Genomic DNA, 13,418 nt, shown 5'->3' with positions numbered 1-13,418 from the left:
CTTTCTCGGCGTTTCGCGAGAAGCGTCCCGAAAGGGCGTACAAGCGAGATACAAACGACCACGAGCCCTCCCGGCCGAGGGGACCAGGAGGACTCGTGCCGCCGCCGCACCGGATCTGTCCGCGCTTCCCCGATCCGGTGCGGGTGTCTCAGCCGACCCGCTCGATGGTGGCCCGGCGGATCAGGAACTTGCCCGGTTCGCGGACCTGTTCGAAGGCCGCGTTGTTCAGCAGCGCGCAGCTGCCGGAAGTACCGGTGACCTCGACGGTCGTGGACTTGTCGTTGTCCAGGTTCGTCACCTTCAGCTTGGTGCCCTCGGGGAACTCGCCGCTGGACGCGGCGGGCGCGCCGCCCTCGCCGGACAGCGTCACCGTGGAGCCTTGACAGACGACCTCGCCGCCCCCCGCGGCCGCGTCGTCCTGCCCGGCCGCCGCGTCTTTCTGCATGGCCGCGTCACCCTGCATGGCCGCTTCGTCCTCGCCCGCCATGGCGTCGTTCATCCCGGCGTCCTTTTCGGCGGCCTTCTCCGCTTCGTCGGCGGCTTTGTCCTGCTCCTGTTTCCCGCCGTCGGCCCGCACGTCCTCGGTGCAACTCGCGGCCTGGCGGCGCTGCTGGATGAGGTCGACGACGGCCTGCCGGTTCCCGATCCGCGCTTCGGAAAGAGCGTCCGGCTTCGCTTGCTGGTCCGCGATGAAGTCGAGGTTGTTCCGAAGGGCGGTGTCCAGTCCCTGGCAGCTTTCCGCGGCCTGTCCGTCCGGAGTGCTGACCGCGAACATCGCCGCGGCGATCGCGGCCACCCCGAGGACGGACGCGATGCCGATCGTCGCCCGTTTGCGGTGTTTCCCGGCGCTGTTCATCATCCGTGTTCCTCCGGTCTGGTTCCTCCTCACCCACATCCAGAGATACGGCCGGATAACGAAAGTGGTTCAAACCGATTTCAGCCGAGCCACGGCTTCGCGATGCGCGCGTAGGTACCGTCGTTCAGCGCGAGATGCAGCCACTGATCGGCCCATTCCTTGAACACGACGTCGCGCGGCAGGAGGTACGCCTTCTCCGAGAAAGTGAACGGCTCGTCGGGATGCACCGCGCACAACCGCGGGTTCTGCTTTGCCTGCCAACGGGTTTCGGTCGCGTCGGTGATCATCAGGTCGGCGCGGCCCGCCATGATCTCGGCGAAGATCGTGTTGTTGTCCGGATGCCGCACGATGGTCGCCCGCTTGAGGTTGGCGTCGGCGAACTGTTCGTTGGTACCGCCCGGGTTCACGATCGCCCGGACGCCCGGCTGATCGATCTGTTCCAGTGTCTGGAATCGTTTTTCGTTCTCGCACAAGGTGATCGGTGTCTTGCCGTCGCGGAGATAGGGAACGGTGTAGAAGCCCTTCTTCGCCCTGTCCAGGGTCACCGACACCCCGCCCATCGCCAAGTCGCATTTCCGCCCGACGTCGTCGGCGAGCGCCTTCCAGGTGGTCTGGACCAACTGGAGTCGGACGCCGAGCCGCCGGGCGAGATCGCCCGCGAGGTCGATGTCGATCCCGCTCCACACGCCTGCGGCGTCGCGATAGGTGAACGGGCGGTAGTCCCCCGTCGAGCACACGCGGATCTCGCCGCGCGCCTGGACGACGTCGAGCCTGCTTTGCGCGCCTTGACCTTCGGGCGCGGCGCCGGCCGTGCCGATTCCCAGCACGGTCAGCACCGCGACCCCGAAGATGAGCGCTTTCGCCTTGATCGTCATCAAGGCATCTTCCACGCCCTCAGGTAGGCCCGCACGAGCCAAGCGTCGACCCAGCCGGTGTCCGGCTCGTCCGGCAGCGGCGACGCCCCGCGCACCAGCTCGTCGAGCCGGCGCTCAAGGGATTCGGCCGCCTCCAGTGCCTCCTCGCGGGTTTTCTTGCCCTGCCTCAGATCCCGGAGCCAGCACAGCCACGGTTCGGGAACCGGCAGCGTGATCCGCCCGGTCTCCAGCAGCTCCACGCCCTGCACTCCGAGGCGCACCATGTGCATGGCGAACTTCGTGTCGAAGCCGTACTTCTCGATCAGCTCCGGCCTGCCCGCCTTGCCCCGCAGCCCCAGCATCCGCTCGCGCTGGGCACGGGAGTAGCCGAGGAACCGCAGGCCCGCGCGGCGCGAGACGATCCGGTGCGCGTTCTCGCGCAGCTCGGCGCCGAGCTCGTCGATCGCCACGATCTCGGCTTCCGGCACGAACAACGGCAGCAGCACCGTCGGATTCCCGTTGAGCGCGAGGCGCAGCCACTTGCGCAGCGAGTAGACGGTCAGGTCGAGGTCGCCGGGACCGGACCGGACGCCTTCGGGCTGCGTGCGGAAGATGTACTGCTCGAACCGCTTCAGGCCGATCACGTGGCTGGGCGGCTCGACACAGATGCCGAGCTCGTCCCGGTCGTCCTGGCCGAGCACGGCGGTACCGTGCAGCCCGGACCCGACCTGGCAGCGCAGGATCGTGCCCTGCTCGGCGATGGCGGCGAATTCGGGGCTGTCGTGTTTCACCTGAGAAGTCATACCGGCGCGCCCACCCGGCGGGCATCCGATTTTCGGGGTCTCAGGGTCGGATTCCAGGGTCGTCCCAGGGCCGTTCCCCGATGTGCCGGGGGTCTGCCCCGGGCGAACATCGATCCATGACGAACAGCGTGTACACCCCTCAGGCCACCAAGAAGCTCTACCGCAGCCGGACCGACAAGATGCTCGCGGGCGTCGCCGGCGGCTGGGCCGCCTACCTCGGCGTCGACGCCGCGATCCTGCGCATCGCCCTCGTGGCGGGCATCTTCTTCACCGCCGGATTCGCGATCCCGCTCTACGCCGCCGCGTGGCTCCTGACTCCGGAACAGCCGGGCGAATCCTGATCGGGGGCGGACGTCGCGCGCAGGGGACGCGGCGTCCGCCCGCCCCGGATCGCGTTTAGCCCGCTAAACGCGATCCGGTGGCAGGGGGCAAGGGGGTAGGGGGCAAGGGGGATGGACGAAGGGCCCGGACATGGGGATGTCCGGGCCCTTCGCTTTTTCCGGGTTTGAGCGCGGAGACCCGGCATCGCCGTTACACTTCGCTTGCCTTTGTCACAGGGAGCGGAAGCGGGGGCCTCCATGGCCGAAAAGTATCTCAGTCTCAGCGAGTACAAGAGAATGCTGGACGGCGCGCTGGACGACTTCCACAAGGCGCTCACCAAGCGCTGGTCGGAAGACGCCGTCGACGCCATGACGCATCTCTCGCCCGCCGTCCCGTGCTCGGCGGAGCCCTGGGCCTGGCAGTGGCCCGCCGAAGCGTACGGCCACCTGTCGGGCTCCGAGGACTTCTGCGGGTACCTCACGTGGGTCGAGGACGGCATGCACGGCAGCTTCCGGGACGTCCACTGCGACGGTCACAACCCGCAGACCGGGATGACCGTCGAGTGCCATGTCGACCGCAACCTGGCGCAGATCGAGCAGCTGGCGTGGAACCGGCGGCAGGAGGTCGCCAAGTTCGTCCCGCAGCTGGAAGGGCCCGACCTCGCGAAGCTCGAAACCGCCCACGACACTTTCCTGAACGTCGCCGGCAACCTCGGCTTCCACGACAAGAACGGGCGGGTGACCGAGCTGCTCGGGCAGGGCGCGGTCGTCCGGAACGTCGAGTGGCTGGACGGTACGACCAGCGAGAACGAGGAATGGTTCATCCAGTGGACCGGGCTCGCCGCGGCGCAGTTCCGGGCCGGGTTCTTCGCCTCGATCGCGCCCACCATGCTGAACCAGGCACTCATCCTCGCCAGCCTGTCCACCCTGTACTCGACTCGCGCCGCGACGATCCAGGCGACCCGGCTCAACATCGTCAAACGAATCATCTGGGCCACCAAGAAACTGGACGAAAAGGTCACTCTCAAGGTCTTCACCGCGGACGCGATCCTGGAGAAGGTCGACCGGACGCAAGCGATCCACGGGATCGTGAGCAGCCTGCTGTCCGCGGGGGCGAAACTCAGCAAGGTCGTGAACACCGTCAACGAGGCGGGCGGGAAGGTCCTCGGCCCGGCCGGCGCCGTCCTCACCCTGGCCGGCTTCGTCGGCGGGGTCGTCAAGGGACTCAGCGTCGAGCAGGACGCCATGTCCCTCCAGGACATCCTGCAGAAGCTCACCACCTCGATCCAGGATGAGCACAACGCGTTGTCCGGCCTCGAAGCCGACTTCGGCGGGGACGTGCTGGCTCTGCAGAAGGCGATCGCGGGGGTGCACAGCTACAACCTCGAGCTCTACGACCTCACCGCGAACACGCTGCCGAACCAGACCGACCGCGCGAAGTACAAGGGGATCAAGGTCGAGGTCCACTTCCTCCTGCGGGTGGCGCAAACCTGCTTCGAAGCGGCACAGGGATATTCGGATCAACTGCGGATCCTCGCCGGGGCCGACGGCGCCGACCGGCACCTCGCGGGCCGTGACGAGCAGACGTGCACAGGCGACGACACGACCTTGGAGATCCGCGACGCCGTCGAACAGTTCATGAGGACGAGTTGCGCGCGGTTCCTTCTCGCCGGTGAGCAGCTCAGGAAAGCGGCCGAGGCATACGCCAAAACGGACGGCGAGCTCTCGGACGATCTCAAGAAGACGTTCGCGGCCTGGGAAAACGCCACCAAGGACCGGAACAGGATCGACCCCAATCCGGAGACGACCGAACGGGAAAGCGCCGCCAAGGAAGCGGGCGGAACCGACCGGACGAACCTCGAACCGAGGAAGCCTTCGGAGCCGACCTCCACCAACCCGTACGAGAAGGACCGGCGGAACCAGGGCAGCAAATACGTGGTCGAGTCGTGAGCGGGTCGTTGTCCACCTCGCCACTCACGACCGACCCCTGGCGCCGCCCCAACAGGGCCTCGTGACTGTGATGGGTCGTCAGGGCCCAAGGGCGTCTTGGGTACCTACTGGGTTCTGGCTGCGGTCGATCGCAGCGGACGCGCGTGAAGGACCCCTTCACTCGGCTCAGCCGAGGAAACTCGCCCTTCACCGCGAGCCCAAGTACGTGAAGGCCCCCTTCATTGCGCCTAGCGCAATGAAGGGGGCCTTCACGTACTTGGGCGGGGCAGGGGCGCCGGCACCGCACCCTCAAGGCCTCGTGAGTGGTAAGTGTCGTTAGAACGACCCAGAACACTCACGACATAAGAAAAGCCCGGACGCGCGAGGCGCGTCCGGGCTTTCCGGTGTTACGGGCTCGAACTCAGAAGTCCATGCCGCCCATGCCACCGGACGGGTCGGCGGGAGCGGCCGAGGCCTTCTCCGGCTTGTCCGCCACGACGGCTTCGGTGGTCAGGAACAGCGCCGCGATGGAAGCGGCGTTCTGCAGCGCGGAGCGGGTGACCTTCGTGGGGTCCGGCACGCCGGCGGCGAGCAGGTCCTCGTAGACACCGGTGGCGGCGTTGAGGCCGTGACCCTGCGGGAGGGACTTGACCTTCTCCGCCACGACGCCGCCTTCGAGGCCGGCGTTGATCGCGATCTGCTTGAGCGGCGCCTCGACGGCGACCTTGACGATGTTGGCACCAGTGGCCTCGTCGCCCTCGAGCTTCAGACCGGCGAAGGCAGCCTCAGCGGCCTGGATGAGAGCGACGCCACCACCGGCGACGATGCCCTCTTCGACGGCGGCCTTGGCGTTGCGCACTGCATCTTCGATGCGGTGCTTGCGCTCCTTCAGCTCGACCTCGGTGGCGGCACCGGCCTTGATGACGGCCACGCCGCCGGCCAGCTTCGCCAGACGCTCCTGGAGCTTCTCGCGGTCGTAGTCCGAGTCCGAGTTGTCGATCTCGGCACGGATCTGGTTGACGCGACCCTGGATCTGGTCGGCGTCGCCGGCACCCTCGACGATGGTGGTCTCGTCCTTGGTGATGACGGCCTTGCGCGCCTTGCCCAGCAGGGAAAGGTCCGCGTTCTCCAGCTTGAGGCCGACGTCCTCGGAGATGACCTGACCACCGGTCAGGATCGCGATGTCCTGCAGGATCGCCTTGCGGCGGTCACCGAAGCCCGGGGCCTTGACGGCGACGGACTTGAAGGTGCCACGCATCTTGTTGACGATCAGGGTGGCCAGGGCCTCGCCCTCGACGTCCTCGGCGATGATCAGCAGCGGCTTACCGGACTGGATGACCTTCTCCAGCAGCGGCAGCACGTCCTTGACGGTGGAGATCTTGGAACCGAAGAGGAGGACGTACGGGTCCTCGAGCTCGGCTTCCTGACGCTCCGGGTCGGTCACGAAGTAACCGGAGATGTAGCCCTTGTCGAAGCGCATGCCCTCGGTGAGCTCAAGCTCGAGCCCGAAGGTGTTGCTCTCCTCGACGGTGACGACGCCTTCCTTGCCGACCTTGTCCAGCGCCTCGGCGATGAGCTCGCCGATGGTGCGGTCAGCGGCCGAGATCGAGGCGGTAGCAGCGATCTGCTCCTTGGTCTCGATCTGGACGGCCATCTTGTGCAGCTGCTCGGTGATGGCCTCGACGGCCGCCTCGATGCCGCGCTTCAGGCTGATGGGGTCGGCCCCGGCGGCGACGTTGCGCAGACCCTCGCGGACGAGAGCCTGGGCGAGCACGGTGGCGGTGGTGGTGCCGTCACCCGCGACGTCGTCGGTCTTCTTGGCAACTTCCTTGACGAGCTCGGCCCCGATCTTCTCCCACGGGTCTTCGAGCTCGATCTCCTTGGCGATGGAGACACCGTCGTTGGTGATCGTCGGCGCGCCCCACTTCTTTTCGAGCACGACGTTCCGGCCCCGCGGGCCGAGGGTCACCTTGACGGCTTCGGCGAGGATGTTCAAGCCACGCTCAAGACCGCGGCGGGCGTCCTCGTCGAACGCGATCAGTTTGGCCATTTCGGTGTGGTCCTCCGGTATTGGGCGCCGCCGCACGCTTACTGCTACAGCGCGGCGGCAGGACTCTTCCTCGGCCAGGCTCGGTGCCCGCGACGGACGACCCACCCGATCAAGGGTGCGGCCTCACCGTCCCGACCTTCAGGCGAGCGGTCGGTGACCGCCTGCCTGGCACTCGACGGCGTCGAGTGCCAATACCGTGTTTAGCACTCTCCAGGGTCGAGTGCAAGAACCGCAGGTCAGCGCGGTGGCGTGGCTGAAGGGAACCACGCCCTCGTAAAACGCGGCGAAGGACGCTTTCCCCACGTCGCATGCGGCGAAAGCGTCCTTCAGCCCCTCAGTGTCGGTTGCCGAGTGTCAGTTGCTCGGCTTGATCGAGATCGACGTCGGCGGAGCCTTGCCCGACGATCCCGGGGCTTGCGACTGCGAGTTGCCGGGGCCGACCGGGATGTTCGGCGCGGTGGTCTGCGTGCCGTTGCCGCTGCTCGAGTCACCGAAGACGAGGATCGCGGCGACGATCGCGCCCGCGACCACGAGGACGCCGACGATGATCCAGATCCACTTGGCACCGCCGCCCTTCTTGGGCTGCTGTTGGAAACCGCCCTGCTGTTGCGGCGGCGGGCCGTAACCCGGGGGCGGACCCTGCTGGAAGCCACCCTGCTGCTGGAAACCGCCCTGCTGCGGCGGCGGCCCGTAGCCCGGCGGCGGTCCTTGCTGGTAGCCGCCCTGTTGGTAGCCACCCTGCTGCGGCGGCGGGCCGTAGCCCGGGGGCGGACCCTGCGGCGGGGGACCCTGCGGTCCCGGCCCCTGCTGGCCGTAGCCGGGCTGCTGTCCTCCGTACGGGTGCACGGGGCCCCCCTCTCCCTGTGGCGGCGTGTGCTGCCGTGGCGCCTGCTGCGGTACCGCCTGCTGGACGGTCGCGGCCGCCGCCTGCCCTGGCGGGCCCGGAGGCTCGTTCGAGGTCGCGAGCGGGCCGAGAGCGTGCCTGGCGGCCGCGATCATCTCAACACAGTTCGGGTAGCGATCTGCGGGATTCTTCGCCATTCCCTTCCGGACGACCTCGTCGATGCCGGCGGGCACGCCGACGATCCGCGAGATGGCCGGGGGTTCCCCGTTCAGATGACCCTTGATGACGGTCTGCACGTCGCCCTTGAAGGGCGGGCTGCCGGTCAGGCAGGCGTAGAGGACACAGGTGAGCGCGTACTGGTCGGTGCGGCCGTCGAGCGGCTCGCCGCGCAGGTGCTCGGGGGCGGCGTACGTCGGCGAGCCGAGGAAGTCGCCGCCGCGGGTCCGGTGCCCGGTGGCACCGCGGCGGGTCAGGCCGAAGTCGGCGACGTAGACGTGCTCGCGCGAGGTCTCCTTGCTGGTGACCAGGACGTTGGCCGGTTTGACGTCGAGGTGCACGAGACCTCGGTTGTGCAGGGTGTCGAGGGCGTCGGCGACCTGGTCGAGCATGGTCAGGGTGCGGACGGGCGCGATCGGGCCGCCGGAGATCAGCCCGGCGAGGTCCCCGCCGTCGACCATCCGCATGGCGATGTAGAGCATGCCTTCGAGCTCGCCGAAGTCGTACAAGGGCACGACGTTGGCATGGTCGATCGCGGACGTGTTCCGCGCCTCGTCGACGAAGCGTTCGCGGAACTCGGCGTCGGCCCCGAGGTGATCACCGATGACCTTCAGTGCCACCTTGCGTCCGAGCCGCACGTCCGTGGCCTTGTAGGTCACGCTCATGCCGCCCTTGCCGAGCACACCGTCGATGCGGTAGTTGCCCAGCCGGCGACCGGTCAGGTCCCCCGACTCATCGCCTGTCACGCAGCGCAGCCTAACGCGCCAGTTCCCGGGGCCGCCGGGGGTCGGCCGAAGTCTTCCTAGGAGACCTTGCGTACGTCCGCTGCTTGACTCCGCCCGTCACGCCCGGACTGGACTTCGAATTCCACGCGATCACCCTCGTCGAGCGTCCGGAATCCATCGGCCTGAATGGCCGAGTAGTGGACGAAGACGTCGGGCCCTTCGGTGGATTCGATGAATCCGTAGCCCTTTTCCGAGTTGAACCACTTGACGGTGCCGACTGCCACGGCGCACTCCCTCAGCACGGGGCCCGCCGACCCTGCCTGCCCCGGACGGCGGTTTCGAGTGCAGTTCACGCTACCCGAATTACCGGCGGCGGCAATGCTCAATTCGTCCCAAGGTCAGCCGCGAGAAAGCCGCCTGTTGCGCGCTTGCACGAGGACGCGTCCTGGTCCTGCGAAGTCCAGCGCGAGCCCTTCGCCGGTGCGGACCGACTGCGGTCCGGACTGGTCGACGGCGCGGAGACGGCACTGCACGGTGTCCGGGTAGGCCAGCAGGAAGTCCGGCCGCACGGTGACGAGTTCGCCCGCGGTGAGTTCGAAGGCGTCGACAGGGCCTTGCGCGGCCAGCACGAGCGGACCGCTTCCGCTGTAGTGCTCCAGGAAACCGGAATCGGCGCCGAAGAGCTTCTGCAGCGGCGCCCAGCCTGGGTCCTGCCGGATGGTCGCCGGCCGGGCGAGGATCGCGTCCCGGCTCACGCACCAGCCCGCGCCGCCGGTGAACTCCAGCGGGTAGACGTCGCCGGCGGTCAGCGGCGCGAAGTCGATCCAGCCGCCGCCCTCGGGCGCGTTGAACACCGACGGGGCCGCCTTGCCCGCCCGGGAGCCGCCGCGCGCGGGCACCGTTTCGGTGATGCCGAAACTGCTGGCCAGCATGGTGTCCCCGGCGGCCTGGACGGCCTCGCCGGGGGACAACAGCACGCGTGCGACCCCGAAGTTCGGGGTGTGCCTCGTCTGGATCCGCATGCGCTCAGCGGGCGGGGACCTGGGCGATCACCCAGGCGGACAGCGCCGACGGGTTGCGGGTCTGGGTGAGCAGCTGGCCCGGTCCGGCGAAGTCGAAGACGAGGCCTTCACCGCTCTTCATCGACTGGATGACGCCGGTGGCGACCTTGCGGATCTGGTACTGCACGGTGTCGGCGAACGCGACGACGTGCCCGGTGTCGATGGTGATCACCTCGCCCTGCTGGAGGGTGACCGTCTCCAGCGCGCCGTAGCAGGCCACGACCAGCGGGCCCTGTCCCGTCGCGTGCGTGAGGAAGCCGCCCTCGCCGCCGACGAGGTTCTTGAGCCCGCCCCATTTGGTCTCGGTCTGCACGCTGTGGGACGACGCGAGCCACGAGCCGCGGGTGACGCACCAGCCGGTGCGGCCGTCGAGGTTGATGACCTGCATGTCGCCCGGCAGGTTCGCGGCGACGTCGACCCAGCCGCCGTTCTGCGGGGCGGTGTAGGTGGAGATGAAGAAGGACTCGCCCGAAAGGAAGGCGCGGCCGAGGCCCTTCATGATGCCGCCCTGTGCCTGGGACTGGACCTGCACGCCGTAGCTCGTCGCCATCATCGCGCCGGACTCGACCTGCGCCGGTTCGCCCGGCGCGAGCGTGAGCCTTGCCACCGCGAACGATGGCTGGTGACGGATCTGAACCTGCATGTCTTCTTCTCCCCGGTGGTTCGTTGTGACGCGCAGAGTGTTGCATGCGGGCCCCGAGGCGGGAGGATGGTCGGCGTGATCTCCGTCGACGCCCACCGTGAGACCGTCACCGGCCTGCTCGGAAACGCCCCCGTCATCCGCCTTCCGCTCGCCTCCGCCGCCGGGCTCGTCCTGGCCGAAGATGTGCACGCGGGGGTTTCGCTGCCGCCGTTCGACAATTCCGCGATGGACGGTTACGCCGTCCGCGCCGAGGACGTCGCGGAAACACCTGTGACGCTGCCGGTCGCCGACGACATCCCCGCGGGCCGCATCGAGATCGGGAAGCTGGAGCCGGGGACGGCGCACCGGATCATGACCGGCGCCCCGTTGCCGCCCGGCGCCGACGCGGTGGTGATGGTGGAGCACACGGACGGCGGCGTGACGGACGTCCGGATCCTCAGGACGGCCGTCCTGGGCGCGCACATCCGGCGCCTGGGCGAAGACGTCGTCGAGGGCACAGTGGCGCTTTCGGCGGGGACGGTGCTGGGCCCGGCGCAACTGGGGCTCGCGGCGGCCGTCGGGCTCGCCGAGGTCCCCGTGTTCAGGCCGGTGAAGGTGCTCGTCGTGTCCACCGGGACCGAACTCGTCGACGCGCCGGAACCGTTGCGGCACGGGCAGATCTACGAGTCGAACAGCATCATGCTGGCGTCCGCGATCCGCGCGCTCGGCGGCGAGGCCGAGGTCGTGCGCAGTGTCGTCGACGACGTGGACGAGTTCCGCGCGGTGATCGAGCCGCGGCTGGCGGACGTGGATCTGCTGGTGACCTCGGGCGGGGTCAGCGCGGGCGCGTACGAAGTGGTGAAGGACGCGCTGACCGGGCAGGGCGTGGAGTTCCGGAAGGTCGCGATGCAGCCGGGCGGGCCGCAGGGCTGCGGGCGGTGGAACGGGGTGCCGGTGGTGACGTTGCCGGGCAACCCGGTGAGCGTCCTCGTTTCGTTCGAAGCGTTCCTGCGGCCGGCGTTGCTGGCGGCGATGGGACATACAGGTGTCGACAGGCAGCAGGTGCGGGCCCGGCTGACCGAGGCGATGAAGTCCCCCGCCGGGCGGCGTCAGTTCCGGCGGGGCTTCTACACGCCTTCCGAGGGTGAGGTCACCGGGATCGTCGGACCGCGGGGCGGGCCGGGCTCGCATCTGCTGGCGTCGTTCACGCAGGCGAACTGCCTGATCGTGCTGCCGGAGGACGTGGACTCGGCCGAGCAAGGCGACGAAGTGACCGTCCTGCTCCTCTGACGCGCCCCGCCCCACGGATCGCGTTTAGCGGGCTAAACGCGATCCGTGGGGAAGTCGCGGAGCCGTCCGATCGGCGTGAACAGCAGGGCGAAGACGGCGACGACCTCCAGTCCGGCCATCATCCCCAGGGTCTGCCGCACGCCGACGATCTCGCCGAGGAGCCCGCCGAGCAGGCCGCCGAGCGCGATCGCGCCGAGGCTCAGCATGGACATGCTCGCGGTGACCCGGCCGAACATCTCCGCCGGGACGTAGCGCTGTTTGAAGGTGGCGTTGAGGACGTTCGAGCCGACGACACCGGCGCTGAGCGAAAACCCGGCGACGACGAAGAGGGCGAGCCCCCAGCCGCCGTTCGCCAGCGGGCCCAGCAACATCACGAGCGCTCCGGCCCCCTCGCTGAACACGAAAGCGCGCGCGGTGCCGATCCTCGCGGCGAGTTTGCCCGAAAGCGCGGCACCGAAGACGCCGCCCGCGCCGACGAGCGCGAGCACCAGCCCGGCGGTTCCCGCCTCCACGCCGAGTTCGCGGACGAGGAACACGACCTCGATCGACTGGTAGCCCATGAGCGCGACGTTCGAGACAGCGCCGAAGACCGCGAGGACACGCATGTACGGGTCGTGGACGACGAACGCGAGGCCGTCGCGGATCTCGTCCCGCAGCCGCGAGCGTTTCTTCGCCGGGCGTTCGGGCTCGCGGTACCGGATGGATCGCAGGCACAGCACGGAAATCCCGAAACTGACGGCGTCGGCGAGCACTCCGGTGACCGCGCCGAAACCCTGCGCGAGTAGACCTGCGAGCCCGGGTCCGCCGATCTGCGCGACGGATTCGCTGCCCTGAAGCTTTTCGTTGGCTTCCTGAAGCTGTTCCTTGTCGACCAGCGAGGGCAGGTACGCGCGGTATGCGACGTTGAAGAACACCTTGGCGGCGCCACCCGCCAAAGCGACGACGAGCAGCTGGGTCATCGTGAGCAGGCCGGCCCACGCGGCGATCGGGACGCTCAGGAACACCAGCATGGAGAAGGTGTTGCACGCCAGCATGACCGGCCGTTTCGGCCATCTGTCGACCCAGGCGCCGGCGGGCAGGCCGATCAGCAGCCACGGCAGCCAGGCGGCCGCGGTCAGCAGCCCGATCGCGAACGTGCTCGCCTGCAGGGTGACGACCGCGACGAGCGGCAGCGCGACGACGGCGATCGAACTGCCGAGCACGCTGGTCGTCTCGCCGGTCCACAGCAGCCGGAAATCCCGGGAGCGCAGCAATCCGCCGCGTTCGCGGGCGGTCACGGCCGGGCCGGGACGGCTCGGGTGGAGATGAAGACGGGGCGGCGTTCCTGGCCGTCGTCGGGGAGCTCACGGCCGCTGTAGGACTTGATCAGCTCGTGGACCTTCTGCTCGAGTTCGGCCAGTTCGGCGACCGACATCTTCGCCCAGCTGTCGGTGGCGAAGGCGGCTCGATGCCACTCTTCGGGATAGGTCTCGCGTTCGGCGAACCATTGGCGCGCCATGGAAACCTGGCGTTCGAGGGCGAGGGATTCGGCGGCGGCCGCGACCGGGTCGTCGGGGAAGTCCGACGGCGACCAGGAAACCGCGTACCCCACGCGGCGCCACCAGCGCTCGCGCCGATCGCGGGCGAGCTCCGGGGCTTCCTCGACCAGGTCGCCGGCGGCCAGCACCTTCAGGTGGTGGCTGACGTTCCCGACCGCCTGCCCGGTCCGCTCGGCGAGGACGGACGCCGTGCAGGGGCCGTCGAGGCGGAGGACGTCGAGCAGGCGGCGCCGCAGCGGATGCGACATCGCGGCGAGCACCTTCGAATCGTGGACTTCGTGGACATCGCGGTCGGCCATAACGCACAACA

13 protein-coding genes are annotated in these 13,418 nt (G+C 68.7%); 3 read left to right on the top strand and 10 right to left on the bottom strand.

Annotation, left to right across the window (positions count from 1 at the left end):
- Nucleotides 1–148: 148 nt before the first annotated feature.
- From ACZ6YV_RS29185 to ACZ6YV_RS29175, 3 genes are all read right to left on the bottom strand, one after another.
- Nucleotides 149–859, bottom strand: coding sequence for a hypothetical protein (locus tag ACZ6YV_RS29185; RefSeq protein ID WP_465512638.1), 711 nt, complete (start codon nt 857–859; stop codon nt 149–151).
- Nucleotides 860–936: 77 nt separating this feature from the next.
- Nucleotides 937–1,731, bottom strand: coding sequence for a transporter substrate-binding domain-containing protein (locus tag ACZ6YV_RS29180; RefSeq protein WP_465512637.1), 795 nt, complete (start codon nt 1,729–1,731; stop codon nt 937–939).
- Nucleotides 1,731–2,513: a nucleotidyltransferase domain-containing protein gene (locus ACZ6YV_RS29175; RefSeq protein WP_465512636.1), complete on the bottom strand. Its 783-nt coding sequence runs from the start codon at nt 2,511–2,513 to the stop codon at nt 1,731–1,733. Before ACZ6YV_RS29175 ends, ACZ6YV_RS29180 begins: the two co-directional genes overlap by 1 nt.
- Nucleotides 2,514–2,629: 116 nt before the next feature.
- Here ACZ6YV_RS29175 and ACZ6YV_RS29170 point away from each other — a divergent pair, with 116 nt between their 5' ends.
- Together ACZ6YV_RS29170 and ACZ6YV_RS29165 are read left to right on the top strand one after the other, a co-directional pair.
- Complete coding sequence (locus ACZ6YV_RS29170) at nt 2,630–2,854, top strand: PspC domain-containing protein (protein ID WP_378244313.1); 225 nt, start codon at nt 2,630–2,632, stop codon at nt 2,852–2,854.
- 237 nt (nt 2,855–3,091) lie between these two features.
- Nucleotides 3,092–4,783 carry a hypothetical protein gene (locus ACZ6YV_RS29165; RefSeq protein WP_465512635.1) on the top strand — a complete coding sequence of 564 codons (1,692 nt, stop codon included), beginning with the start codon at nt 3,092–3,094 and terminating at the stop codon, nt 4,781–4,783.
- 400 nt (nt 4,784–5,183) lie between these two features.
- On the opposite strand, the gene groL is transcribed toward ACZ6YV_RS29165, so the two are convergent.
- The 5 genes from groL to ACZ6YV_RS29140 form a co-directional block, all read right to left on the bottom strand.
- Complete coding sequence (gene groL, locus ACZ6YV_RS29160; protein WP_125782140.1) at nt 5,184–6,812, bottom strand: chaperonin GroEL; 1,629 nt, start codon at nt 6,810–6,812, stop codon at nt 5,184–5,186.
- Nucleotides 6,813–7,166: 354 nt separating this feature from the next.
- Nucleotides 7,167–8,618 (bottom strand): serine/threonine-protein kinase, encoded by a 1,452-nt coding sequence (locus ACZ6YV_RS29155; protein WP_465512634.1) that lies wholly within the window; start codon nt 8,616–8,618, stop codon nt 7,167–7,169.
- A 56-nt stretch (nt 8,619–8,674) separates the two neighbouring features.
- Nucleotides 8,675–8,881 carry a cold-shock protein gene (locus tag ACZ6YV_RS29150; RefSeq protein ID WP_005164266.1) on the bottom strand — a complete coding sequence of 69 codons (207 nt, stop codon included), beginning with the start codon at nt 8,879–8,881 and terminating at the stop codon, nt 8,675–8,677.
- Between the two features lie 114 nt (nt 8,882–8,995).
- Complete coding sequence (locus tag ACZ6YV_RS29145) at nt 8,996–9,619, bottom strand: AIM24 family protein (RefSeq protein WP_465512633.1); 624 nt, start codon at nt 9,617–9,619, stop codon at nt 8,996–8,998.
- Nucleotides 9,620–9,623: 4 nt separating this feature from the next.
- Complete coding sequence (locus ACZ6YV_RS29140) at nt 9,624–10,301, bottom strand: TIGR00266 family protein (protein WP_465512632.1); 678 nt, start codon at nt 10,299–10,301, stop codon at nt 9,624–9,626.
- A gap of 75 nt (nt 10,302–10,376) precedes the next feature.
- Between ACZ6YV_RS29140 and moeA the strand changes: the two genes are divergently transcribed.
- Entirely contained in the window at nt 10,377–11,570 is a 1,194-nt protein-coding gene (gene moeA / locus ACZ6YV_RS29135; RefSeq protein WP_465512631.1) for a molybdopterin molybdotransferase MoeA, read from the top strand.
- Between the two features lie 32 nt (nt 11,571–11,602).
- Here the strand turns inward: moeA and ACZ6YV_RS29130 are convergent, their stop codons facing one another.
- Nucleotides 11,603–12,847: an MFS transporter gene (locus ACZ6YV_RS29130; RefSeq protein ID WP_465512630.1), complete on the bottom strand. Its 1,245-nt coding sequence runs from the start codon at nt 12,845–12,847 to the stop codon at nt 11,603–11,605.
- Nucleotides 12,844–13,407: an ArsR/SmtB family transcription factor gene (locus tag ACZ6YV_RS29125; protein WP_378244299.1), complete on the bottom strand. Its 564-nt coding sequence runs from the start codon at nt 13,405–13,407 to the stop codon at nt 12,844–12,846. Before ACZ6YV_RS29125 ends, ACZ6YV_RS29130 begins: the two co-directional genes overlap by 4 nt.
- Nucleotides 13,408–13,418: the final 11 nt, after the last annotated feature.

Source organism: Amycolatopsis sp. NPDC102522 (assembly GCF_055584485.1).
This window is presented reverse-complemented; position numbering and strand designations above follow the sequence as displayed.

What these genes read in the sequence shown, in the direction of transcription:
- ACZ6YV_RS29185 (WP_465512638.1), bottom strand. Translation starts at nt 859, where the DNA reads ATGATGAACAGCGCCGGGAAACACCGCAAACGGGCGACGATCGGCATC.
- ACZ6YV_RS29180 (WP_465512637.1), bottom strand. Translation starts at nt 1,731, where the DNA reads ATGACGATCAAGGCGAAAGCGCTCATCTTCGGGGTCGCGGTGCTGACC.
- ACZ6YV_RS29175 (WP_465512636.1), bottom strand. Translation starts at nt 2,513, where the DNA reads ATGACTTCTCAGGTGAAACACGACAGCCCCGAATTCGCCGCCATCGCC.
- ACZ6YV_RS29170 (WP_378244313.1), top strand. Translation starts at nt 2,630, where the DNA reads ATGACGAACAGCGTGTACACCCCTCAGGCCACCAAGAAGCTCTACCGC.
- ACZ6YV_RS29165 (WP_465512635.1), top strand. Translation starts at nt 3,092, where the DNA reads ATGGCCGAAAAGTATCTCAGTCTCAGCGAGTACAAGAGAATGCTGGAC.
- groL (WP_125782140.1), bottom strand. Translation starts at nt 6,812, where the DNA reads ATGGCCAAACTGATCGCGTTCGACGAGGACGCCCGCCGCGGTCTTGAG.
- ACZ6YV_RS29145 (WP_465512633.1), bottom strand. Translation starts at nt 9,619, where the DNA reads ATGCGGATCCAGACGAGGCACACCCCGAACTTCGGGGTCGCACGCGTG.
- ACZ6YV_RS29140 (WP_465512632.1), bottom strand. Translation starts at nt 10,301, where the DNA reads ATGCAGGTTCAGATCCGTCACCAGCCATCGTTCGCGGTGGCAAGGCTC.
- ACZ6YV_RS29125 (WP_378244299.1), bottom strand. Translation starts at nt 13,407, where the DNA reads ATGGCCGACCGCGATGTCCACGAAGTCCACGATTCGAAGGTGCTCGCC.